The sequence below is a fragment of the Bradyrhizobium sp. USDA 4341 genome (genome assembly GCF_054063755.1).
On the sequence record NZ_JBSSGO010000002.1, the window covers coordinates 8,156,433 to 8,179,280 of the forward strand.

A 22,848-nucleotide genomic window follows, 5' to 3' on the forward strand; every position below is an offset into this window, starting at 1 on the left:
ACAGTCGTGGTGAAATGATTGGTATCATTTAATTCGCCATCATGACTTGCAAATTGCAAGTCATGATGTAAGCTCGCTGCAACGAAAGAGCAACGCGCATCGTAGCGTTCAACCAGGGAGGTGTGTGGTGTCCGAGGATGCACTGATTACGCGCGAGCAGCGCGGCAATATTGCCGTATTGACCATGGTCTATCGGCCCTACAATTTGCTTGGACCGAAGCTCATCAATGCCGTCGTCGAGCAGGTCGAGGAGGCGCAAAAAGCCGGTAGCCGGGCGATCGTCCTTCGGAGCGGGCTTCGACATTTTTCCGCCGGCGCCGATCTCGATATTTTCGACAAGCGCGTGGAGCAGGGCAGTGGCGAATCAAGCAGCGAGAATCGCCGCCTGAACGGCGTCGAGTTTCTCCGCTTCATGGAATTGCTGCCGATCCCGTTGATCGCGAGCATCCATGGCGTCTGTCTCGGCGGTGGCCTCGAGCTGGCGCTGTCTTGCGACTACATCATCGCGGCGTCGTCGGCGAAGATCGGTTCGGTGGAGGCTACGCTTGGACTGCATCCATTGCTGGGCGGCATCCAGCGTCAGGTGCAGCGGATCGGTGCACTGCGCGCCAAGGAGATGTCGATGCTGGCGCGTCGCTATGATGCGCCGACCCTGGAAAAGTGGGGCCTGATCAATCTTACCGTTCCGGAAGAATCGCTGGAGAAGGCGACCATGGCGGTCGCCGAGGAATTCGCGCAAGGTCCGACGCTGGCCCACGCGGCGACCAAGGAGCTGGCCCACATTGCCGTCAACGACGGGGTGGCCGCGGCCGACGAGGCCATGGCAAGAGTGCAGGCGCCGATCTGGGCGTCGGAAGATCTGAAAGCCGGCCTTGCCTCGTTCCGTAAGAACGGTCCCGGCCTCGCCAAATTCGCGGGGCGCTGATCATGGGTGGTCCTCTCAGCGGAATTCGCGTCGTCGACTTTTCCCGCGTGCTCGCAGGTCCGCTGTGCGCGCGGACCTTGCAGGACCTCGGCGCCGAGGTCGTCAAGGTCGAGCCGCCAAGCCCGGACGTGTCGCGCTTTGCGTTTCCATCCACCGACGGCATGTCGGGCTATTATGCGCAGCAGAACGCCGGCAAGCGCAACGTCAGCATCAATCTGAACGTACCCGGCGCCTATGATCTGGCGCTGAAGCTCTGCGATAGCGCCGATATCGTGGTGGAGAATTTTCGTGCGGGAACGCTCGGCTTCTTCGGCCTTGACTACGCGACCCTGTCGAAGCGAAATCCGCGGTTGATCTACGCGTCGATCACTGGTTACGGCCAGGGTGGCCCCTGGCGCAGCCGGATGGCTTATGCTCCGACCGTGCAGGCCGAGGCCGGCTTTACCGAGAATAGCGTTCGGCACTATGGCGAGGCCTTGACAGAGCCGCGCACGGACAGTCTGTCGCATGCCGACGTCTATGCTGGATTGCAGGCGGTGATCGCCATCCTCGCGGCACTCCACAGTCGGCAGACAACCGGGCAGGGCCAGTGTATTGACGTGGCGATGGCTGCGACCTTGCTTGCGGTCAATGAACGTGCGCATGTCGACCTGTCGGATGAGGACATCGGTGCAGAGCCTGCGGTGCTCGGTGCCACTGATTGCTCCTTCTTCACGGGTCCGCGGGGTGAGCATTTCACCGTCGCCACCAGCATTATCGGCAGCCGGACGTTTCCGTCCTGGCTGCGTGCGATGCGGCGCGCCGATCTGATGGACGACCCACGGTTTTCGAGCGCCGCGGCCCGGCGGCTGAATTTCGGCGCGTTGCATCAGATCATCCAGTCCTGGATGCTGACATTCCCGGATATGGCGACGCTCGACGCACAGTTCGACGAGGCGAAGATCGCGATGGGCGAAATCCGCTCGATCAAGGAGCTGACGAAATCGGACTGGAGCGACTACTGGGGAGCGGTCCAGCTCGTTCCGGATCGCAGCGGCGGCGAATACAGATTGCCCGGCCGGCCCTGGCGCTTCTCTGGGGACGAACTGACGCCGATCGGCACGCCGGCCTTCCAGGGCGAACACAACAAGGAGGTATTCCGCGAACTCGGCGTGGGCGAGGCGGAACTGCAAAGGCTCTCTGAGACCGGGGTACTCGTGACGCACCGTCGCGCCCTCGAGCCGGAAGTTGCGGCCAAACCACCGCAGCCGGCTGGGCAGGCGGCCTGACGATCGAAGAAGGGGAGGCGGACCGCACTTCCCTCCTGCTATAAGTGATCGGGAATCACTGGAGCAAGACTGCGAGATACATCGTGAAGCGCTCTCGTTCCACCAACAAGGAATGCTCGATCGCCCGCGCCATGGAGGTGGTCGGCGACCGCTGGTCGATCCTACTGCTGCGGGAAGCCTATTATGGCACCAAGCGGTTCGACGAGTTTCAACATTATCTCGGCGTCGCGCCGAACATTCTTAGCGCGCGGCTGAAAAAATTCGTCGATCTCGGCATGATGACGCGCGGGCCGCTGCCGGAGCATGGCGGACGATACGAATATGTATTGACCGAGAAGGGCCGCGATTTTTTCCCGACTTATCTCGCGCTCAAGAAATGGGGCGACGACTGGCTGGCGGAGCCGGCCGGACCGCAGGTGGTTTTCAGGGATCGCACGAGCGGGCAGAAGATCGAATATCCCGCCTTGCTGTCAGCGCGCGGCGAGCCGTTGCAGCTTGAAGACGTCGAGATCGTTGCGGGTTCTGGCGCCGTGCCTTTCAATCAAAAGCGATTTGGTGGGCCACTACCGCATGCAAAGGTCAAACCACGACGTATCAGCCAAGTTCTGCGCAAAGCCGCAACCGATAAAGACAAATAGCGTAACCAGCGCGAGACTCTTAGTGAAGCAGGTCCCAGGTTCGAGCCGCGGCGCGCCCACCAAGCACGAAGATCAAATGGCCACCATTAACGATGTCGGTATCGTTGGTTGCGCGTACAGGATTTGAACCTGCTATCGGAGCCGCGGGGAATTCTGACCAGAGACACCGCGCCTAGAACTGGCAGCGAGCAGCTTTCTCCGGAACAGCGTCATTCACGTGACTTCCAATACACCGGTGAGTAGCACAATTGCGCTCGGCGACGGCGTCACGGCCAAGTTCAATTTCTCCTTCGTCGGCGTGAATGCCGCTTTTATCGAGGTGATCTTCACGGACGTTGCCGGCACCGAGACGGTGCTGGCGCGCGGTGCCGGATCCGCGCAGGATCAGATTGTGCTTAATGCCCCGGCGGTGGGCGCGACCTGGGGCGTTGGCGGCGTCGTACCATATGCGCCGAACGGCGTGCCGATCGCGGCCGGAAACCTCGCTCACGATGGTCCGCACGCTGCCATTGACCCAAGCGGTGCTGACCAAAAAAATGATTCTAGTGGTTATCCATTGGCTACAAGCGGGCCTTCTTGATTGACCATGAGCAAGTGGCGCGCATTGCGCACCAACGTAGCATTGTACGTAGGGATTTTGTTTTGCAATCAAAGGTTTATCATAAAGTGCGGCATAGATCTTACCGAACGTTCAACGCGCGAGGATATAGCAGGTCGTATGCTGGTGTATTGACGTCTTGAAACGGAAGTTAGCCCCTGCTGCGCCACTTGTTGGCAAGTGATTGATCTCAGGTCCAACTTTTACGGGTTGAGTGCTACACTGACGTGCAACTTGCGTCCTGGTCGGCGCGGAACGCAATGGCGACATGTTGTTTTGAATTTGAGCTCTTCTGGGGATCGGCGGAAAGCTGGATAGCGTTATGTCCTCGTTAGCGGAACTGCCGGAACTAGTCGGTTTCTTCAGCTATTCGCGCGAAGATGACGAAGCGTTTAGAGGTGGACTGTCTGGCCTGCGAGAGGGGATACAGCGCGAACTGAGCGCCCAACTGGGCCGCAGCAAGACGACGCTCCGGCTGTGGCAGGATGTTGCGGCGATTGCCCCAGGCAAGCACTGGGAAGCAGAACTCAAGGCCGCCATCGATGGCTCGTTCTTCTTCATTCCCATTATTTCCCCCAGGTCGGTCAACAGCAAACACTGTCAATTTGAATTCCAATCGTTTCTCGCGCGCGAGAAGGCTATCGGTCGGAACGACCTGGTTTTTCCAATTCTTTACATTTCAGTTCCCGCGCTCGAGAACGAAACCAAGTGGCGGAACGACGTTGTCCTCTCAACCATCGGCAATCGTCAGTATGTAGATTGGCGATCATTGCGCCATCTCGATCCTCACGCGACTTTTGTTCGAGAGCAGATCGAGCACCTCTGTCAAAAAATCGTCGAAGCGCTGAATGAGCCTTGGGTGTCGCCTGAAGAGCGCCGACGAATGGAAGAGGCTGAAGCTCGGCGGCAGGCTGAGGAGGAGGCAAGGCAGCAGGAGGCGGAGGCGGAGCACCAACGCCAACTCGAAGAAGCCGAAGCTCGGCGGCAGGCTGAGGAAGAGGCAAGGCGGCAAGAGGCGGAGGCGGAACGCCAACGCCAACTCGAAGAAGCCAAAGCTCGGCAGCAAGCTGATGAGGAGGCAAGGCAGCAGGAGGCGGAGCGGCAACGCCAACTCGAAGAAGTCAAAGATCGGGAGCGCGCCGAGGAAGAGCGCAAGCGCAAAGAGAAAGCCAAGCGAGTTACCGACGAGCTAGCGCAGGCCATAGCCTGGGAACGCTCTCAAGAAGAGCAAAGACGCCAGACGGCGGAAACAAAGCGGCCCGCGGACGATAAGCAAAGGCGGGTGGAAGGCGAGGCATGGCGAGCAAAAGCCAAACCACTCGCAGATGAATCGGAGAAACGAGCAAAAACTAGAGGGCTGGCATTCCAGCCTGGCCCGCGATGGCGTCTGCCAGCAATCGGTGTGGCAATCGTATTAGTGCTGCTATTGATTGGCGGGCTCAGCTACGTTTTGATGCAGTATACGCAGGGCTTACTGCACGAAACCGAATTAAAGGCGAAGCTGGAAAGAACAGCGAAAGCGACAGCCCAGGAAGCAGAACGGCGTAAAGTTGACGAAAGCAAGCCATCGTCGAGCGAGCAGACGGCGCCCGCCACTTCACCCGGGGTGCGGCCAAAAATTCCAGATCGCCTCGGTCAACCGTCAGACCAAATCTCGCCCGTCGCCCAGCGCGTGGTGCTCTATGACGAAGACCCGTCGGATCCAGCCGGCAAGCGATATGTCGGCTCGGTGATATGGCGTACCGAACCGGTGAAGGCCTCGGGCAACCAGAAGCCCGACATCGCCGTGCGCGCCGACATCGATATCCCTGATCGCAAGTTCAAGATGACGATGGCGTTCCGCCGCAACACCGATTCATCGCTGCCAGCGAGCCATACCGCGGAATTGACTTTCATCCTACCGCAGGACTTCGCCGGTGGCGGTATCAGCAACGTACCAGGCATCCTTATGAAGTCCAAAGAGCAGGCCCGCGGCACACCGTTGGCTGGACTTGCGGTCAAGGTAACCGAAGGCTTCTTCCTGGTCGGCCTCTCCAACGTCGACGACGACCGCTCGCGTAACCTGCAACTCCTGAAGGAGCGCTCCTGGTTTGACGTGCCGCTGGTCTACACCAACCAGCGCCGCGCCATCATCGCGATCGAAAAAGGCGACACCGGCGAACGGGCCTTCACCGAGGCATTCGCGGCTTGGGGACAGTAGCGCTTTTCTACGGCATCATAGCGCAAACGCTACAAGGCTAACTTAGGATACTTTGTGAGACTCAACGCGTCCCAACAGCACAACGCCGCCCGCTTATAATTCATGCGGTCGGCGCTGGCTCTAGCCCCAAGGAGGAAATGCAAAATCCCTGGCAAACTAGGAGTCAGCACAGACGGCCGAGAGGTTCATCACCCAATCGGACTAGGCGGACCTGCGATTTTACAATCCGGCTGTAACCTATTGATCTATTTGGCCGCGCCGAGAGGGGTTTTTACAGCTAAGTATCTGCAATAACCCACAAAGGAGCTGACTCTTAATCAGCGATTCGGTCGGCTTGCGATTGGCGACTAGCCAGCGACTGGGGCTGCTGAGGACGCCCTGTCTTCGACCATAGGAATTGTTGGCGCGGCTTCGCTCCGAGTGTCTGTTGATCCTTCAGCAATCGGCGTCATCAGCGCAACTTGGCCGGCTTGGAGAAGCGCGGCTTTTCACGCGGTAGATTGAAGCAAGTAACGTAGGTCCGCCGAGTGTGGGGAAAGGCGGTGGCGGTCTCCCGCCCACCAGTCCTGCGATTTCATACGCAAAACTACGACTTTCCGCGATCTGGTGCGCGTGATGTAGCGCCGAGGCGGCCCAGGAGCGAAGAAGGCCGGTTCACCGGCAATATCGTCTCAACAAAGAACGTTTTTCGGGAGCCCACAGACCGGACTTGCCCGAAGACGACAATCCTCGCCGTGAAACTTGGAGCTGGAGAAATATCGATATACGCCCCACGGACGCAGATTCGATTCCATCTGGTGCTTGGCCGCTTAGAACGCGTCCTGCGAACGGGTCCATCGAGCGCCTTGCGGTCCGAGCTGAGCGCGACAGCGTCGAGTTCGACGTGGCCTGCCGTGCTGGCTGGTCGTGCCGATACGTTGTTGCACAAGTACCGCGCCTATCGCGCGGACTTCATCGCCATGCCAAAGATCTTGCCACTCATAAGGAGAGCGATTTCGGTGGCGGGAAGCGGCTTCTGACATTCGGACAACGGATTGAGCCAGAAATTAGAGTCAGGCAACATTTCGAACAGATTACGCGCCGCGGCACCAAGGCATACCTCGGGCTGCTTTATATAGTCGTAAATGCGCTTCTTTGAGGTGAAGGTGGGGTGCCATCTCATGTTCTGGAAATCGACCGTCGCGACGCTGATCTCCTCCTGAAACTTGAGCGAGCGACGGCGTCCAGGTTTCATCGGCGCTTCCGGCGTCAGAATGTAAATCTCCGTCTCGAGCAACGCGCGATAGAATGCGGGAACGATGCTGGCGTCTCTTGCGGCGGCCTGCATCAGGGCCTCGAGACTGTTTTCCGGTTCGAACATGGCGACACTCCCAATTGGACCCGGCGAGGGGCTGGACTTCAGTGCCTCCAGTTACAGCCGGATCGAGTCGTCGCGGCGCCTTCGCCGCGATCGTGCTAGTCCTTTTTGCCGCGGAGGGCGCGATAGATCGTATTGCGCGACACGCCAAGGCGGCGCGCGGTCTTGCTGATGTTGTTGCCGGTTTCGGTGTACGCGGTCAGCACGTGCGAGCGCTGAATCTCGTGCAGATTGGCCTTGAGCCCACCACCCGCCTTGCCGGTCAGGCGCTCGGCGCCAGAATGTGCAAGTACGGACTCGACCGATGTCTCGCAGATCAGATCGCCAGGCTCGGCCAGTGACAATCGGGAAAGCACGTTGCGCAGTTCGCGGATGTTTCCATCCCAATCGAGTTCGGCCAAACGATCGATCGCCCCTTCGGTCAAATCCATCAAGGGATCGATCTTGTGGATCAAATGCCGCGCGATCTCGGCGAAATCGGAACGCTCGCGCAAAGGCGGCAACGTCACCTCCAGCGTGTTGAGGCGGAACAGCAAATCCGATCGGAATCGTCCCTTCGCTATCGAGTCGTCGAGATTGGCATTGGTGGCAGACACCAGGAGGACGTCGACCTGCCGTTTGGTGCCGCCGACCGGCCGGACAGTCCAATCGTCCAGAAAGCGCAGCAGCACGGCCTGCAGCGTCACCGGCATGTCGCCGATCTCGTCGAGGAAGAGCGTTCCGCCGTCCGCTTCCTTGAACAGTCCCGCAGCCCCGCCCTTTTTTGCTCCGGTAAAAGCGCCTTCGGCATAGCCGAACAACTCGGCCTCGATCAGGCTGTCGGGGAGCGCTGCGCAATTCACCGGGACGAAAGCGCCGGGCCGTCCACTGGCGGCATGAGCATGGCGGGCGAGTTGCTCTTTGCCGGTTCCGGTTTCGCCACGGATCAGGATCGGCATCTTGCGGACCGCAGCGACTCCCACCCGTTGGACAACGGAAGCGATCGCCGGATCGGCGGAAACGAACTGGGTGGAGACATCCTTGGGCGTCGGCGGTCGAGGCCGCGACATGGCTTGCATCATCGAGAACTGGCGTGCGTTCTCGATTGTTGCGACGAACTGGCTACCGACCTCGTCTTCGAGGCGCTGGCGTTCCTTGCGCCGGCCTTCATCAACAAAGGCGCTGAATTTCGTACGAAAGACGTCGGCGAAGCGGCGACCCGGCGAGGCTGGCAGGCCATGCAGCAGGACGCTTGCGGCCCTGTTGGCTGCAAGGATTCTCCCCTCGTTATCGACGGCCAGCAGGCCAGCGCTCAACGTATGCAGATACTCGCCGCGGTTATGGAAAGCGATCAGGATGTTTCCGCGGTGATGTTCGCGGAATAGACCATTCTCGATCTGGGTTGCGGCCATTGCGACGAGCGCCTGGGTATGCGCCTGCCTCGACATGCAATCCGATGACGCGTCCAGTATTCCGGCCAGTTCGCCGTCGGGTGCGAAGATTGGCGCCGCGATGCAAGTAAGATTGTTGTAGCGCGAGAAGAAGTGCTCGCTCCCGTGAACGACGATGGCCCGCTTGAGATACGCGGCGGTGCCGAGGCCGTTGGTGCCGCAAAAAGCTTCGGTCCAGATGGTACCGGGCCGAATGCTCGCTGCGTTCGAGGCATCACTGAAGCTCGAGTCGGAGATGATGTCGAGCAGCAGGCCGTCGGCATTCGCGAAGGCAATCATGAAATTGGAGCCGGCAATCTGCTGATGAAGCGTGTGCATCTCCGCGAGCGCGAGGCCGCGAATCAGTGAACAGCGCTGCTGCTCCTGGCGCAGAATTGCGGTGCTCACGAACTCGGGCGATGGAGGGCGCAATGTATCGAGACCAAGCGAAATGCAGCGCATCCAGCTGTCGTAGATATCGGCTGACAGAAGCTCTGCCGGCGGCGCGCCGCGGTCATCCAGCGTCATCCAAGCATTGTCCATGCGTCGGCTGGCGGTCAGCATCATAGCTCCTCCCGGAGTCGCTGCTTGGCGAATTCCTCTTGGTCGTAGCCCGGTTTCGGGTCGCTCTCGCGCTTGGCGCGGTTCTCGCGATCATAGATCAAACAATCAAAAATCCAAATTTCTGCTCGCGCGCTGTTGCAGCCGTCAAACTGTTCCGTCTCGGAACAGTCGCGCGCAAAGTCTGCTCCGAGACGGATCGGCGCGAGCATTCCCGAGACGGCAAGAACAATAGAAAGATCAGGCCGTTGTGCGCTTGGCACAGCCCTTGCTGAACTATCCAGCAGGATGGCGGTCGCGTCAGATCGACAGAATAAAAAAAATTTGCCGGGGAGGCTGTTCAATGAAAGCGGCGGTGCTTCATGAGTTCGACGAGAAGCTCACGGCGAAGGAGTTCGTCAAATTCGAGGACGTGACTGACCCGAAGATCTCGCGTCCGATGGACGTGATCGTGCGCATCGGGGGTGCCGGCGTCTGTCGCACCGATCTGCACATTGTTGAAGGAATCTGGCGCAGCAAGGTCGACGTCAAGCTTCCATACATCATGGGCCACGAGAACGCTGGCTGGGTCGAAGCGATCGGCCCGGGTGTCGAAGGGGTCAAGGTTGGCGACAGCGTGATTTGCCATCCGCTGGTGACCAGCGGGCATTGTCTCGCATGCCGGCGCGGCGACGACATGCATGCGCTGGACAGCTCGTTTCCTGGCATCAATGCCAATGGCGGCTATGCGCAGTATCTGCTGACGGGGCAGCGCTCTCTGATCAAGCTGCCGAAGTCGCTCGCACCGAAGGATGTTGCCCCCTACACCGATGCCGGGCTGACGGCTTATCGCGCCGCGAAGAAGGCATCCCGCCATCTGCTGCCCGGCGAACATGTCGCGGTGATCGGCGCCGGTGGGCTGGGTCATATCGGCATCCAGGTTCTCGCAGCGCTCTGCGCCGCAGAAATCATCGTGGTCGATCGCGCCGAAAAGTCTCTCGAACTCGCCAAGAAGTGCGGTGCGCATCATGTCGTGAAGGCAGACGGCAATGACGTTGAAGCCGTGCTGGCGCTGACCGGCGGGCGCGGCGCGGAGGCTGTGATCGATTTTGTCGGCGAGGGTGACGCTATCGCCAAGGGCCTCTCGATGACGGCGAACGCCGGCTACTACTACATCGTCGGGTATGGCGGGAAGATCGATATCCCGACCATCGACATGATCACGTCGGAAAAGACCATCGTCGGCAACCTGGTCGGAACATATGCCGAGCTGGTTGAGCTGATGGCGCTCGATAGCGCCGATCGCGGCCTCGTCGAACTCCACACCAAGGAATACAGGCTCAACGAGGCCAATGACGCGCTTCATGATCTGCATCATGGGCGCATTCATGGCCGTGCGGTCCTGATCCCGTAGGGCATGTACCGCGAGATGCAAAGCTTCGGTCCAGATCATCGAACGAGAGTGGCGCGAGTGACAAAGGACAGCCGACGCCCGCCGCCGATCACCGTCGAGGAAGCCGCTGAATTGCGGCGCGCCCGCGATCGGATGATTGCTCGGGACAGGTTGATCGACGAGATGGTCGATAACAACGAGATGCAAATCAAGAATGAGCATGCGCGGGGCGGAGCCGAAATCGAACTGGCCTGCGCCGTGCGCGGCGCGGCGCGCGCCGAGTCGGGAAGCGACGCGCATGCCGAACTGGAGCGCGCGATCTCGCGTCTGGAGATGCTTCGGGAGGAGCATCGACGCCTCGTGGCCGAGCGTGAATGGCTCAACACGTCCCTGCGTGAGATCGACAACGGCCCTTCGTCCGGCGAACACCAACGTTCGGGGCACGCATGATGAGCAGGAACAACGCAACCATGATTGCATCAAAGGAACAGCCACAAACGCCGTCTCCGCAGCCGGACATGAGCGAGGAAGCCAGGTCGAAAGACGCTTTCTTCATTCAGCTCGCCGAGATCACGGAGGCCATGATCGCCGCGCACGGCAAGGATTTCGCCACCGGTGCACTGGTTCTCTCGGCGAAATTCGTCGCCGAAGGAAAGCCTCTCATCAAACGAGCCAGCGGAGGTTGACGAGACTGCCAGCGCCGGGAAGCCGGGCTGGTGGGACGACGAAATCAGCAGATCGATCAATCCATTTAACGGACTCAAAGTGAGTTTTGCAGCCGAGAATTTCAACAGTGCGAACCAGGGGTTTTGACCTGGGATCAAAAACGAGAATGCAGGAAGCAACGCAACGTTCAAAGGAGCTGGAAATGACTGCAAGTCTGACACTGAACAAGATAACCGCGCAGAAAGGGATCAGCATCGCTGAAGCGGCCAACCGTGTCGCGGACCTCGGCTGGACGCCAAGCTACGTGCAGGAGGCGATGACCTTCCCGACCGACTACAAGATATCGAAGACGCCGCGCGACCCGATGAAGCAGGTCCTGCGATCGTATTTCCCGATGCAGGAAGAAAAGGACAACCGCGTCTATGGTGCGCTGGACGCGGCGTTGCGCGGCGACATGTTCCGCAATGTCGAGCCGCGATGGGTCGAGTGGATGAAGCTGTTCCTGGCGATCATCCCGTTCCCGGAGATCTCGGCGGCGCGTTCGATGGCGATGGTCGGGCGGCTGGCTCCCGGCGAGGAATTGCGCACCGGCTTCACCATGCAGATGGTCGATGAGTTCCGCCACTCGACGATCCAGATGAACCTCAAGAAGTGGTACATGGAGAACTACATCGACCCGGCAGGGTTCGACATCACGGAAGCCGCGTTCGGCAAATGCTATGCGACCACGATCGGCCGCCAGTTCGCCGAAGGTTTCTTGACCGGTGACGCAATCACCGCGGCCAATGTCTATCTGACGGTCGTCGCGGAAACCGCCTTCACCAATACTCTGTTCGTGGCGATGCCGTCAGAAGCCGCCCGCAACGGCGACTACGCGCTGCCGACGGTGTTCCTGTCGGTTCAGTCGGACGAATCCCGCCATATCGGTAACGGTCACTCGATGCTGATGGCGATGATCAACGATCCGTCGAACCACCAGTTGCTGGAGCGTGACCTGAAATACGCCTTCTGGCAGAATCACGCGATTGTCGATGCCGCGATCGGGACGTTCATCGAGTACGGCACGACCAACCGCGACAACAACAAGGAGTCCTACGCTGAGCTCTGGCATCGCTGGATCTACGAAGACTACTACCGGACGTACATGTTGCCGCTCGAGAAGTACGGCATCAAGATCCATCACGATGACGTCGCCGCCGCCTGGGATCGGATCGTCAAGAAGAACTATGTCCACAAGACCGCGCAGTTCTTCACGGTCGGCTGGTCGGTAAACTTTTGGCGCATCGAGGCCCAGACCGAGCGGGACTTCGAGTGGTTCGAGCACAAATATCCGGGCTGGTACGCCGAATTCGGCGACTTCTGGAAGTGGCACGCAAAGCTCAGTGTGCCCGGCGAAACCAACATCCTCTTCAACAGCGAAGTGGGCTACACGTACCCGCATCGATGCTGGAGCTGCATGGTTCCGTGCCTGATCCGTGAAGACTTCGTCTGCGACGAGGTCGACGGCAAGATCTACACCTATTGCTCGGAGGGCTGCCGTTGGACCCACAAGGTAGCGTTCGCCGCCGAATACGAGGGGCGGGCGACGCCGGCCATGGGCCGCTTCAGCGGTCGCCGTGAATGGGAAGATTGCTATCACGGCTGGGATGTCGCCGATGCGATCAAGGATCTCGGTTTTGTCCGGCCTGACGGCAAGACCATGATCGCGCAACCGCATCTGCGCTTCGACGCCAAGGACATGTGGACACTCGATCACGTGCGCGGACACACGCTTGGCAGTCCGCTGCGTGGCTTCAGGGCACTTTCGCCCGCCGAACGCGAGGTCGCGACGGCCGAATATCGCAAGGGCTTCAAGATCAATCCCTGCAACTAAATGACGACGGGAGGGGCCGCTCCCTGCGGCCCCTCTTGCCGGGATCGGCAATCGCTTTGCCGATCGGTCTGTTCAACTGCCACGACAAGGCCCAGATGATGACGGACGTGCGGAGTCACAAGGTTCGTTTCGAGCCAGTGGGTATCGAGATGGAGGTGGAGGAGGGCGAGACCGTCCTTGACGCCGCGTTTCGTCAAGGCATCTCGCTGATGCACGGCTGCAAGGAAGGTCAGTGCGGCAGCTGCAAATCGAAACTCGTCGACGGCGACATCGAACTGCTGAAGTACTCGACCTTCGCCTTACCGGACTACGAGAGCGAGACCGGACATGTGCTGTTGTGTCGTACGCACGTCTACAGCGATATCAGTGTCGAACTGCTTAACTATGACGAAGACCTGCTGAGCCGTTCGATCGCGGTGAAGGCATTTGCCGGGCGCGTGGCTGCGATCCGAGCGCTGACGTCGGACATCAGATTGCTGGAGATCGAGATCGAGCGGCCAATGAAGTTCTGGGCCGGCCAGTATGTAGATCTGACGCTTCAGGATGGCACTATTACCCGCGCCTTTTCGATGGCGAACCCGCCCAGCGAGAGCACCCATCTCAGCTTCATTATCAAGAAATATCCGAACGGAGCGTTTTCGTCCCAGCTTGACGGGAAATTGGGCGTCGATGACGCCGTGACGGCCAAGGGGCCGTATGGCACCTGCTTCCGGCGTGAAGAGCGCCCGGGTCCGATGCTGCTGATCGGCGGCGGCTCGGGGATGTCGCCGCTGTGGTCGATCCTGGCCGATCACATCGGGAGCGGGGAGCAGAGGCCGGTGCGGTTTTTCTATGGAGCCCGCACGCGCGCCGATCTGTTCTACCTCGAGGAACTGTCTGCTATCGCGGCACGGCTCGACGACTTCAAATTCGTGCCGGCGCTGTCGCACGCGGAGACGGATGACGGCTGGGACGGCGAGACCGGGTTGATCCACGAGGTCGTGCTGCGCCATCTGCGCGAGGAGAAATTCAGCGGCGCCATCGACGCGTACGCGTGCGGGCCGACTCCGATGATCGACGCAGTGTTGCCCGTCCTGCAAATGAACGGCGTCGAGCCCGAACACATCTACTTCGACAAGTTTACGCCGGCGGTGCGATGACGGCGTTCAAAAGTTCGTCGCAGAGCAGAATGGCAAGAGGGAGTGAGCAATGAGCGCGCAAGCAAGCAGAGCAGCAGCAACCAAGCCGGCAGCAATCGTCAAATCCGGGGCGGCGGGGGCCGCAGTGTTCCCGGGCTCCGACAGTCGCAAGTACAACTACTTCGAACCCAAGGGCCGCAAGGCGACCCACTACGAGGACATGACGGTCGACGTTCAACCGGATCCGGAGCGTTATCTGCTGCAGGACTGGATCATCTCCTTCCCGGACGGGACGCCGACCTATTCCAAGGATTGGACGGCTGCGAAAAGTTCGAACTGGCACAAGTTCCGCGCCGTCGACCAGGAATGGGAGCGCACGCACTATCAACGCCAGTCGACGATTTGCGGCATGGTGCAGAACACCATCGAGAATGGCCGGAAATCGGGCGCGCCAACCCGCTTCGATCCGGCCTGGGTGAAGATTTTGCAGAACCATCTCGGCGCCTACAAGCATGCCGAGTTCGGTCTCGGCACCTCCACGATGCAGGCGCAGCGTTACGGTTACACGCAGATGGTCAACAATGCGATTCTGACCAACTCGTCCTACAAGCTTCGCTTCGCGCAGGACATCACTCTCTATCTGAGCGAAATCGGCCTCGACCTTCCAGGCTTCGACATTGCCGCCGGCAAGAAGCACTGGCTGGAAGATCCGATCTGGCAAGGCGTGCGCAAGTCGGTTGAGTCGGTAATGGGTTCAAACGACTATCTGGAGCAATATTTTGCGACCAATGTGGTGTTCGAGCCGCTTATCGGAGAACTGTTCCGTTCAGGCTTCCTGATGCAGGCGGCATCTGCGCAGAACGACTTCATCACTCCGGCTGTCGTCTCCGCCGCCGAAGCCGACTATGAGCGCAATCTCGCCAACACCGTCGAGCTGTTCCACATCCTCGGCACCGATCCGACCTGCGCGGCGCAGAACCTTGCGTTGTTCAACAAATGGTTGGCCAGGCATGCCGATCTCGCGCTCGATGCCGCCAATCATCTGCAGCCGATCTGGTCGCAGCCGCGTGTCAAGGTCGCGGCTTTCGCCGACGCGCTGGCGCACGCGAAGAATCGCATCAGGGGCATCGCTGCCGAGCTTGGCCTGACGGTTCCGGCAAATCTCGCGTCGTAACCAACACCGCTTCACATCCTCACTCAATTCTTCAGGAGCATCGACATGCTGCACGAGAATGACAACATCTTCAAATCGATGAAAGACATCACGTTCGAGGACACGGTGTCGCATCAATGCGGGGTCACCATGAACGATAGTGTCGAGGCGCGTGCCATTGCCGAAGTCATGAGCCGTCACGACCACATCAAGGTGACATACATGCCGGCGATGATTCGCATCGATGGCGACGGAAAGATGGAATTCAAGATGGACGAGATCTCGGAAGAGCTCGGCCGGGTCATGACCCCGCATCTCTTCGAGATCTCGACCTCGACGCATTACGGTCGCATGGTGATGACGGATGACAACACCGTCATGCTGTTCGGCGACATGAACGAGATGATGAAATACATCGTCTGATGGCCGCCCGCGAACAAACCCTGGCCGGCGCTACGCCGGCCCGGCTCATTCGACGACATTAATCGCGCACCTCGTAACAACACGCCATCCAGCAGGATCGGGAGAAACGCTATGTACAGGACAGCCAAGGGTGAAGAGATTTTTGTCATCGATGGGCATACGCATTTCTGGGATGGAAGTCCGGCAAACCAGAAGAACATCCACGGCAAGCAGTTCATCGACTGCTTCTACGCCTACCACTCGAACCTGAGCCCGCCCTCGGAGAAATGGGAGAAGGAGAAGTTCGAGAAGTATGATGCCAAGACGATGTTCGACGACCTATTCGTCACCGGCTATGACGACATGGCGATCCTGCAACCGACCTATCTCACCGATTTCTACAAGAGTGGTTTCAACACCACTGAACGAAATTCGGCGATGAAGAAGAGCCATCCGGATCGCTTCATCCTGAATGGCGCGTTCGATCCGCGTGACGGCACCAAGGGCCTGGAAGCTCTTCATGCGCTGTCCGAGAGGCACAAACTCAAGGGCGTCAAGCTCTACACCGCGGAATGGCGCGGCGAATCGAAGGGCTACAAGCTGACGGACAAGGCGTCCTACCAGTATCTCGAGGCCGCGCAAAAGCTCGGCATCAAGAACATCCACGTCCACAAGGGGCCGACTATCATACCGCTCAACCGCGATGCGTTCGATGTGGCCGACATCGATGATGTCGCGACCTCGTTCCAGGACCTGAATTTCATCGTTGAGCATTGCGGCTTGCCGCGGCTCGACGATTTCTGCTGGATCGCGACCCAGGAGACCAACGTCTATGCGGGTCTTGCGGTGGCGCTGCCCTTCATCCATTCGCGGCCGGGTTATTTCGCCCATGTGATTTCCGAACTGTTGTTCTGGGTTGGACCGGACAAGATCCTCTACGGCAGCGATTACGGTATCTGGACGCCGAAATGGCTGATCGACAAGTTCATGGCATTTGAGATTCCGGCCGACGTCACCAAGGAGACCGGTTCGGTGTTGTCGATGGAGGCCAAGACCAAGATTCTCGGCCTCAACGCCGCCCGCATCTACGGCATCGATGTCGAGGCGCAGAAAAAGAAGATCCGAGCCGGCGGCGGTTATGCCCACTTGCCAGAAGCCGTTCACGCGCCGAGGTGATGGTCATGAAGCGTGGCGCTGAGGGGAGGGAGCGGCCGAGAAGCCGCTCGTCAGATAACAAGCAGTCCCAGATATGGGCCTGCTTGCAAGGCGTGATGGATCCGGAACTCGACGAGTCCGTCACCGAGTTGAATTTCGTGACCAAGGCCGACGTCGACCCGAAGGACCACGTCCACATCGAGTTTCGCTTGCCGACCTATTGGTGCGCCGCCAATTTCTCATTCCTGATGGCAGACGACATGCGCCGGGCCGTCAGCGCGTTGGACTGGGTCAAGGGCGTCAGCGTAGTCTTGGGCGAGCACATGTATGCCGACAAGATCAATGCGGGCCTCGCCCAAGGGCGCTCGTTCCAGGAAACGTTTGGCGCCGAGGCCGATGGCAGCCTCGATGATCTGCGTCAGACATTCCTCGTCAAAGCGTTCCAGCGCCGCCAGGTTGCGCTGCTCGGCCACCTCGCTGGGCTGGGGCAGTCGCCGACAGAGATCGTGAGCCTGACGTTGAGGGAGCTGGGTTGCCTGCCGCTCGACGATGCAGGTGAGAAGCTGATTCAGCGCTATCTTGAGCGGCGTCCCGTCGTGGGCTCGGCAAGCGGCGATGGGCCTGCCTTTGTCGATGCGAACGGAGCACGGCTAAGCGCCGACAGCCTTGCCGGATACGTATCGAATCTACGGCGCGTCGGCGTCAATGCCGAATTCAACGGCGCGCTGTGCCGTGGCCTGCTTGCTGCGCGGTTCGACCTCGAGACACCGTTCGTACCGAAATCGCGGACGATGCCGGCGTCGCCGGGTACGCAACAGGGACCGTGATTCCGGTGCGCAGCATCGATAACCAGTCCAGACCAGACGACCTCAAGGCAAAGTTGGGGATTTAGAATGCCGAAGATCATGTTGCACGATGAAGCTGCGCGGGCCGCGCTCGGCCGGGGCGTCGCCAAGCTCGCCAAGGCGGTACGCGGGACGCTGGGTCCGAAGGGCATGAACGCGATCATGGACCGACCGATCGGCACGCCGATCGTGTCGCGCGATGGCGTCAGCATTGCCAGCGAAATCGAACTTGAATGCCCGTTTGAGAATATGGGCGCGCAGGTGTTGCGCGAGGTTTCAGCACGAACCAATGAGGTGGCGGGGGACGGCACCACCACGGCCACCGTGCTCGCCGATGTTCTTGTGCAGGAAGGCTTGAAGTGTCTGGCGGCCGGCGCCAATCCGGTCGAGCTGGTTGAAGGGCTGGAGCTGGCGGTTTCTGAAACCATCACGGCGTTACGACGGTCGGCGAAACCGCTGCAGGGGCCTGCCGGCCTGCGGGCTGTTGCGAGCATTGCCGCCAACGACACGGCGCTCGGCGACATGGTAGGCGAAGCCTTCGAGCGCGCCGGCAATCACGGAATCGTCGCGGTGGAATTCGGCAACACGGTCGAGACGACGCTGGAAATCGTCGAAGGCATGGCCTTCGATCGCGGCTATCTTTCACATCACATGGTCACCGATGTCGAGAAAATGCAGGTGGTTTTCGACAATCCCTTCATCATCATGACCGATCTCAAGATCCAGGCCGGGGAGCAACTCGCCGGTGTGATCTCGCTCATCGAGAAGAGCGCGCGACCTTTGCTGATCATCGCCGAGGAAGTAGCGCCATCGGTCATCATGCAATTGCTGGCGCGTCGGGAGAAATCCAATTTCAAGGTCGCCGCGATTCACCCGCCGGAGTTCGGCCATTGGCGCAAGGCGATGCTCGAGGATATTGCGATCACGACCGGAGGGCGCGTCATCTCGGCTGATCTGGGCGGAAGGCTCGAGAAGGCGGAACTACACGACCTCGGGTCCGCGCGCCAGGTGCGCATTTCCGCCTCGAAGACCCTGATCACGGCGGGAGGTGGCGATCAGAAGACCATCGCGGCGCGACGCGAACAGGTGTTGCGCCAATACGATGCCGCTCCCGAAAATATCGAACGGGACAAGTTCCAGGAGCGCATCGCGAAACTGTCCGGCGGCACGGCGATGATTCTCGCCGGCGGCGCGACGCCGGTCGAGCAAAAACGCCGGACCCAGTTGATCGAGGATGCCATCAACGCGACCCGTGCTGCGCTCGAAGAAGGTATTGTGCCGGGTGGCGGAGTGGCCTTGCTGAGGATCGCTGCAAGGCTCGACGAATTGATCAATCGCCTGGATGGAGGCGCCAGGCAGGGCGCCGAACTGCTGCAACGCGCACTCAGTCGGCCGCTTTTCTACATCGCCGCCAATGCCGGCCTGAACGGAGAGGCGGAGGTTGCGAAGATTGCCAAGGCCAGGAATGGCCACGGGCTCGACGTGCGCAATGGCTCGGCGGTCGATCTTGTCGAAGCTGGCATCATCGACCCGGTCAAGGTTTGCTACAGCGCGGTTCGCAATGCGGCATCGGTGGCCGGACTGATCCTGACGACGCAGACCTTGATCGCCAAGAAGCCGGATGATTACGATCCGACCGCCGGCCCGGCCCGAGGTGGTGGTGCTGAGCTGCTCTGAACGGAGCGGATCATCGGTTCGAAGCGACCGGCGCTCCGTCGATAGCCGGGCAGGCTGCGATACTCGCAACATCCAGCGATTCGAGGCGCTATGGCATCACTCGGGCCGCTTCTGCCCGAGAGCGCGATAGATGGTGTTTCTTGAGACGCCGAGACGGCGCGCGGTTTCGCTGACGTTTCCGGCGGTCTCGGCATAAACCACCAGGATTCGCGCGCGATGGATGTCGTGAAGTGATCCGGACTCCGTTCCGGCGGGGTGAACGATGTTCTCCGCGCTGGCTCCGTTGATAGTTCCGTCCGCAGCGGAAAGGCTGAATCGCGCCAGTACGTTGCGGAGTTCGCGGACGTTGCCGGGCCAGGGACGTGCGGCGAGATGCGCAATGTCGGTCGGAGTGATTTCGCAATTCGGGTCGATCGTATTGAGCAGATGGCGAACGATGGCATCAAAGTCGTTTCTATCCCGAAGTCGCGGCAGAGTGATCTCGAGCGTATTGAGACGATAGAGCAGGTCGGATCGGAACCGGCCTTCGGCGATGGCCTTGTCCAACCTGGCGTTGGTGGCGGAGATGAGAAAGACATCGACCTTTGATCTGACGCCGCCGACGGGGCGCACGGTCCAGTCGTCGAGCAGGCGCAGAAGCACCGCCTGCAGCGCGACAGGCATGTCGCCGATTTCGTCAAGGAACAGCGTGCCGCCGTCGGCCTCCTTGACCAGTCCGATCGAGCCGCCGCGCCGCGCCCCGGTGAATGCTCCTTCGGCATAGCCAAACAGCTCGCTCTCGATCAGGCTTTCCGGCAGGGCGGCGCAATTCACAGGAACGAACGCGCCGGTTCGCCCACTCGCGATATGGGCGTGGCGGGCAAGCTGTTCCTTGCCGGTTCCGGTCTCGCCGCGGATGAGGATGGGCATCTTGCGTGCTGCCGCGGTCTCGACTTGACGGACGATGGCTCGGACCGCCGGGTCGTGCGCAACGAAGCTGGCGGCCATGGTCTGAAGAGACCATGGTTCCGGCTTTGAATCCTTTCGGGCGGATGATGAACTCGCGGTCTCGCGGCCTTCGGATTCGGATCTCGATTTCGGGGCGTCGGGATGCGTGATCAACTGGCGTCGACGCGTATGCAGCACCACGATTGCGCCGATGCCGGAGCGTTCGTTCTCGACGAAGTTGAAGCTCGCGTTGGGAAGCAGCTTCTTCAGCCTGCTCGGCCACTCATCGAAGGGAACCGCCTTCAAAAAGCGGGTTGGCGCGTCGTTGTGAATGCCGTGGCGATCATGCTGGAGTGCGTTCAGGGCACGCTCGGTGGCGTGGAGGATCATGCCACGACGATCGAGCACGATGCATTCATCGTTCGCCCATTGCGATCTCTTGCCGAGAAAGCGGCACAGCAACTCCTCGTGTTCCTGTCGGACCGATTGGGCCAGGACGCTTTCCACGTGATGGCCGACCGCGACGGCCAAAGCCAGGCTCTGCGGATTGAAGGTGCTCGCAGGACCCGAGATGTCGACCACGCCAAGCAGTTCGCCATCGGTCGGGTCATGAACCGGGACGGCAGCGCAAGTCCACCGCTGCACCTCCGAGCAGAAATGCTCTGTACCGTGAATCTGGACAGGTTTCGATTCGGCTATCGCGGCGCCAATCGCGTTGGTGCCAATGTCGGCCTCGCTCCAGCGACCTCCGTGTTCGAGATGGACTGCGCGGCCGGCGTCAATGACCCTGTCGTCGCCCTGCGTATCGATGATCAGCCCACTCGGATCGGTGAGGATCATGATTGAGTTTGCATCGCGTAGAAATGTTTTTGAATTTTCGAGAGCGCAGCGGGCGGCATGACGGAGCGGCGCGTATTTGGAGCGACGACGAAACAGCTCGGCGTCCGCGACGAGCGGCGCTCGCGCACGGTCGACGGTGACGCGATGGTTCCTGGATCGCTGCCACGACGCTGCGACCGATGATCTTAAGTCGGATGACAACGCTCCGCGCTCGACGAACTTCTCCCATGCCGCCAGCACTTCTCGTTGGTCCATCCCGGCTCCTCCGACGTGAAAGGTGCTGCACCCGCTCATGACGGGCCCTGCGATCATTCACCTGAATGCGGGGGACTACCTGCCGCAACTGCCGGTTCGCTCGCGCAAAGTCCGACGGCAAGACCCGTCCAGGCCGCCGTGACGGCCGTCTGAATCGAATTCCAGATCCGCCGCACCGCCGTGAAGACGACCCCGCCTTCCGATCAAGCAACCCCTTCAGCGTCTCACGTCCCCAACGTCCCAGGCTTTTCTCTCGTACCCGTTGACCAGATCAGCCTATCCTTTTTGAATGGTTCTAGCAAAGGTAGCGATCGAAGTTCCGCCGGGCCGCGGCTCGATCTGTTCGAAAATTGGGGCTAGGCGCGCTGTAGTGCGGCGCAGCATCAGAGAATTGGGCGGCGCTCGATAGTATGTTCGGCCATCCACACCGGCCGCAGCTATGGACATCCGGGCCGCATCCGATCAAGCGCGGAGGCGATTCCGGGTATCCAACCGGGAGACAACGGCGGCGGTCAGAATGCCGTCGAAAGGGACTTACGTTCAGGATCAGGGTTACGTCAGTCGAAAGTGGTGACGTCAGTCAAATCGCTACCTCGACCGAATGTGGGTATCGGTGGCTGCACGCAGCCGGTCGACAAGGCGCAGGCTGCGCTGGACAAGGCCGAGCAAGAGCACGCGAAGCGGGCCGCCGCCATCCAGGCCGAGGTCGAGGCTCTCGAGAAGAGATCGCAGGCCGAAAACGCCCGCTGGGATAAGGAGAAGGAGCGACTGGAAGCTACACTGCGGCGCGCGCGGGGTTAGTTTCTGTTATGCTCGGCACCGGTCCTTCTAATCAGGAGGACATTCTGGGCAGATGTCACCGATCGAGTTCAGCACGTCGCGAACCCCGGCCACCGGTGCATCAGTGGAGACCCTGCTGGCGGGTCTTCACGGGCGATATCGCTCGCTCGCTCCCTTGCATGCGGATCGGCGCGGTCCTGCATCCAACCGTGCTCCTCGCACTCGCGGATGGCGCCAGCTTCCTGGAGCACGTCAATCGCCCATCCGCGCATCGTCCGTATCGCCGGTCTTCGTTCACTTGTCATCAGCATAGGAATAGCTCCTGATACGGCGAATCGTTTTGTCCGTCATTCGTTCCGGCTGCTGACACAAGGCTGGGATTTCAACGGCGGAAGCTCAAGGCTTGAAGTCCAGCACGCGGCTGTGAATTATCCGCTTCAGGCGCGCTTGCAGTGGATGGCTAAAGAAGCATCGCGTCCCGACTGTCTTCTGTCTTCGGCTGAGTGAAGCCGGTCACTGACCTTCCGAGCTGGTGAGGCCCGCAGAAAGTCAGCGCGCTGGCAGTGGTTGGAGGGGCTGCATCTTGCCCCCTGGGATGTCCTCAGCCGTATTGCTCAACATGGCTAGTGTCGTGTAGACGCCGTCGACCGTGATCAGATCGACGATTTGCTGGTCGCTGAAAAGTGCGCGCGCCTTTTTGAATGTAGCGTCGCTTACCACGTGATCCTTTGCTAGGTCCATGCAGAGATCGTACACGGCGGCGTCGTCCGGTTGCATGGGTCGCGGCTTCTGTCTCCGAACAGCAATAACCATCCGGCCGCGCCGAAAC

General features: G+C 60.2%; 21 protein-coding genes and 3 pseudogenes. 16 read left to right on the forward strand and 8 right to left on the reverse strand.

Going from position 1 to position 22,848, the window contains the following annotated elements:
• Nucleotides 1-127: 127 nt before the first annotated feature.
• The 5 genes from ACVIGB_RS44240 (at nt 128) to ACVIGB_RS44260 (ending at nt 5,629) form a co-directional block, all read left to right on the forward strand.
• Nucleotides 128-925, forward strand: a complete 798-nt coding sequence (locus ACVIGB_RS44240; protein WP_456724569.1) for an enoyl-CoA hydratase/isomerase family protein — start codon at nt 128-130, stop codon at nt 923-925.
• Between the two features lie 2 nt (nt 926-927).
• A complete protein-coding gene (locus ACVIGB_RS44245) occupies nt 928-2,193 on the forward strand; it encodes a CaiB/BaiF CoA transferase family protein (protein ID WP_456724568.1) in 1,266 nt (421 codons plus the stop codon).
• 83 nt (nt 2,194-2,276) lie between these two features.
• The gene (locus tag ACVIGB_RS44250; protein ID WP_456724567.1) at nt 2,277-2,831 is read left to right on the forward strand and encodes a winged helix-turn-helix transcriptional regulator; all 555 of its coding nucleotides are present in this window, start codon (nt 2,277-2,279) and stop codon (nt 2,829-2,831) included.
• Between the two features lie 217 nt (nt 2,832-3,048).
• Nucleotides 3,049-3,411: a hypothetical protein gene (locus tag ACVIGB_RS44255; protein ID WP_456724566.1), complete on the forward strand. Its 363-nt coding sequence runs from the start codon at nt 3,049-3,051 to the stop codon at nt 3,409-3,411.
• Nucleotides 3,412-3,751: 340 nt separating this feature from the next.
• Nucleotides 3,752-5,629 (forward strand): TIR domain-containing protein, encoded by a 1,878-nt coding sequence (locus tag ACVIGB_RS44260; protein ID WP_456724565.1) that lies wholly within the window; start codon nt 3,752-3,754, stop codon nt 5,627-5,629.
• Between the two features lie 937 nt (nt 5,630-6,566).
• Here the strand turns inward: ACVIGB_RS44260 and ACVIGB_RS44265 are convergent.
• From ACVIGB_RS44265 to ACVIGB_RS44275, 3 genes are all read right to left on the reverse strand, one after another.
• Nucleotides 6,567-6,989 (reverse strand): SseB family protein, encoded by a 423-nt coding sequence (locus ACVIGB_RS44265; protein WP_092124747.1) that lies wholly within the window; start codon nt 6,987-6,989, stop codon nt 6,567-6,569.
• 95 nt (nt 6,990-7,084) lie between these two features.
• Nucleotides 7,085-8,959, reverse strand: coding sequence for a sigma-54-dependent Fis family transcriptional regulator (locus ACVIGB_RS44270; RefSeq protein ID WP_456724564.1), 1,875 nt, complete (start codon nt 8,957-8,959; stop codon nt 7,085-7,087).
• Nucleotides 8,959-9,300, reverse strand: a complete 342-nt coding sequence (locus tag ACVIGB_RS44275; RefSeq protein WP_456724563.1) for a hypothetical protein — start codon at nt 9,298-9,300, stop codon at nt 8,959-8,961. The genes ACVIGB_RS44270 and ACVIGB_RS44275 overlap by 1 nt, the downstream gene beginning before the upstream one ends.
• On the opposite strand from ACVIGB_RS44275, the gene ACVIGB_RS44280 reads away from it, so the two are divergent.
• Together ACVIGB_RS44280 and ACVIGB_RS44285 are read left to right on the forward strand one after the other, a co-directional pair.
• Nucleotides 9,300-10,349 (forward strand): NAD(P)-dependent alcohol dehydrogenase, encoded by a 1,050-nt coding sequence (locus ACVIGB_RS44280; RefSeq protein WP_456749329.1) that lies wholly within the window; start codon nt 9,300-9,302, stop codon nt 10,347-10,349. The genes ACVIGB_RS44275 and ACVIGB_RS44280 overlap by 1 nt on opposite strands.
• Before the next feature lie 57 nt (nt 10,350-10,406).
• Nucleotides 10,407-10,778, forward strand: coding sequence for a hypothetical protein (locus ACVIGB_RS44285; RefSeq protein WP_092124750.1), 372 nt, complete (start codon nt 10,407-10,409; stop codon nt 10,776-10,778).
• A gap of 29 nt (nt 10,779-10,807) precedes the next feature.
• Here the strand turns inward: ACVIGB_RS44285 and ACVIGB_RS44290 are convergent, their stop codons facing one another.
• On the reverse strand, nt 10,808-11,173 hold the full coding sequence (locus tag ACVIGB_RS44290) for a hypothetical protein (RefSeq protein WP_456724561.1): 366 nt from the start codon (nt 11,171-11,173) through the stop codon (nt 10,808-10,810).
• Between the two features lie 23 nt (nt 11,174-11,196).
• Between ACVIGB_RS44290 and ACVIGB_RS44295 the strand changes: the two genes are divergently transcribed.
• The 7 genes from ACVIGB_RS44295 (at nt 11,197) to groEL (ending at nt 19,217) form a co-directional block, all read left to right on the forward strand.
• Nucleotides 11,197-12,867: an aromatic/alkene/methane monooxygenase hydroxylase/oxygenase subunit alpha gene (locus ACVIGB_RS44295; protein ID WP_092126941.1), complete on the forward strand. Its 1,671-nt coding sequence runs from the start codon at nt 11,197-11,199 to the stop codon at nt 12,865-12,867.
• A gap of 95 nt (nt 12,868-12,962) precedes the next feature.
• Nucleotides 12,963-14,006 carry a 2Fe-2S iron-sulfur cluster-binding protein gene (locus ACVIGB_RS44300; protein ID WP_456725280.1) on the forward strand — a complete coding sequence of 348 codons (1,044 nt, stop codon included), beginning with the start codon at nt 12,963-12,965 and terminating at the stop codon, nt 14,004-14,006.
• A gap of 49 nt (nt 14,007-14,055) precedes the next feature.
• Complete coding sequence (locus tag ACVIGB_RS44305) at nt 14,056-15,159, forward strand: aromatic/alkene monooxygenase hydroxylase subunit beta (protein WP_456724560.1); 1,104 nt, start codon at nt 14,056-14,058, stop codon at nt 15,157-15,159.
• A 45-nt stretch (nt 15,160-15,204) separates the two neighbouring features.
• Entirely contained in the window at nt 15,205-15,561 is a 357-nt protein-coding gene (locus tag ACVIGB_RS44310; RefSeq protein ID WP_029085595.1) for an MmoB/DmpM family protein, read from the forward strand.
• A gap of 111 nt (nt 15,562-15,672) precedes the next feature.
• A complete protein-coding gene (locus tag ACVIGB_RS44315) occupies nt 15,673-16,716 on the forward strand; it encodes an amidohydrolase family protein (RefSeq protein ID WP_092124752.1) in 1,044 nt (347 codons plus the stop codon).
• Between the two features lie 5 nt (nt 16,717-16,721).
• Nucleotides 16,722-17,522, forward strand: coding sequence for a metal-sulfur cluster assembly factor (locus tag ACVIGB_RS44320; RefSeq protein WP_456749330.1), 801 nt, complete (start codon nt 16,722-16,724; stop codon nt 17,520-17,522).
• Between the two features lie 66 nt (nt 17,523-17,588).
• Nucleotides 17,589-19,217 carry a molecular chaperone GroEL gene (gene groEL, locus ACVIGB_RS44325; protein ID WP_092124754.1) on the forward strand — a complete coding sequence of 543 codons (1,629 nt, stop codon included), beginning with the start codon at nt 17,589-17,591 and terminating at the stop codon, nt 19,215-19,217.
• 96 nt (nt 19,218-19,313) lie between these two features.
• Here groEL and ACVIGB_RS44330 read toward each other — a convergent pair.
• Nucleotides 19,314-20,171, reverse strand: a pseudogene (locus ACVIGB_RS44330) (sigma 54-interacting transcriptional regulator); the annotation flags it as partial.
• Nucleotides 20,172-20,702: 531 nt separating this feature from the next.
• Nucleotides 20,703-21,296, reverse strand: a pseudogene (locus tag ACVIGB_RS44335) (GAF domain-containing protein); the annotation flags it as partial.
• A gap of 546 nt (nt 21,297-21,842) precedes the next feature.
• On the opposite strand from ACVIGB_RS44335, the gene ACVIGB_RS44340 reads away from it, so the two are divergent.
• Nucleotides 21,843-22,040 carry a hypothetical protein gene (locus tag ACVIGB_RS44340; protein ID WP_456724558.1) on the forward strand — a complete coding sequence of 66 codons (198 nt, stop codon included), beginning with the start codon at nt 21,843-21,845 and terminating at the stop codon, nt 22,038-22,040.
• 27 nt (nt 22,041-22,067) lie between these two features.
• On the opposite strand, the pseudogene ACVIGB_RS44345 reads toward ACVIGB_RS44340, so the two are convergent.
• Nucleotides 22,068-22,330 (reverse strand): annotated as a pseudogene (locus tag ACVIGB_RS44345) (hypothetical protein).
• Between ACVIGB_RS44345 and ACVIGB_RS44350 the strand changes: the two are divergent.
• Nucleotides 22,248-22,526: a hypothetical protein gene (locus ACVIGB_RS44350; RefSeq protein WP_456725322.1), complete on the forward strand. Its 279-nt coding sequence runs from the start codon at nt 22,248-22,250 to the stop codon at nt 22,524-22,526. The pseudogene ACVIGB_RS44345 and the gene ACVIGB_RS44350 overlap by 83 nt on opposite strands.
• Nucleotides 22,527-22,568: 42 nt before the next feature.
• Here ACVIGB_RS44350 and ACVIGB_RS44355 read toward each other — a convergent pair whose 3' ends face one another.
• Entirely contained in the window at nt 22,569-22,796 is a 228-nt protein-coding gene (locus tag ACVIGB_RS44355) for a hypothetical protein (RefSeq protein ID WP_456724557.1), read from the reverse strand.
• Nucleotides 22,797-22,848 lie beyond the last annotated feature (52 nt).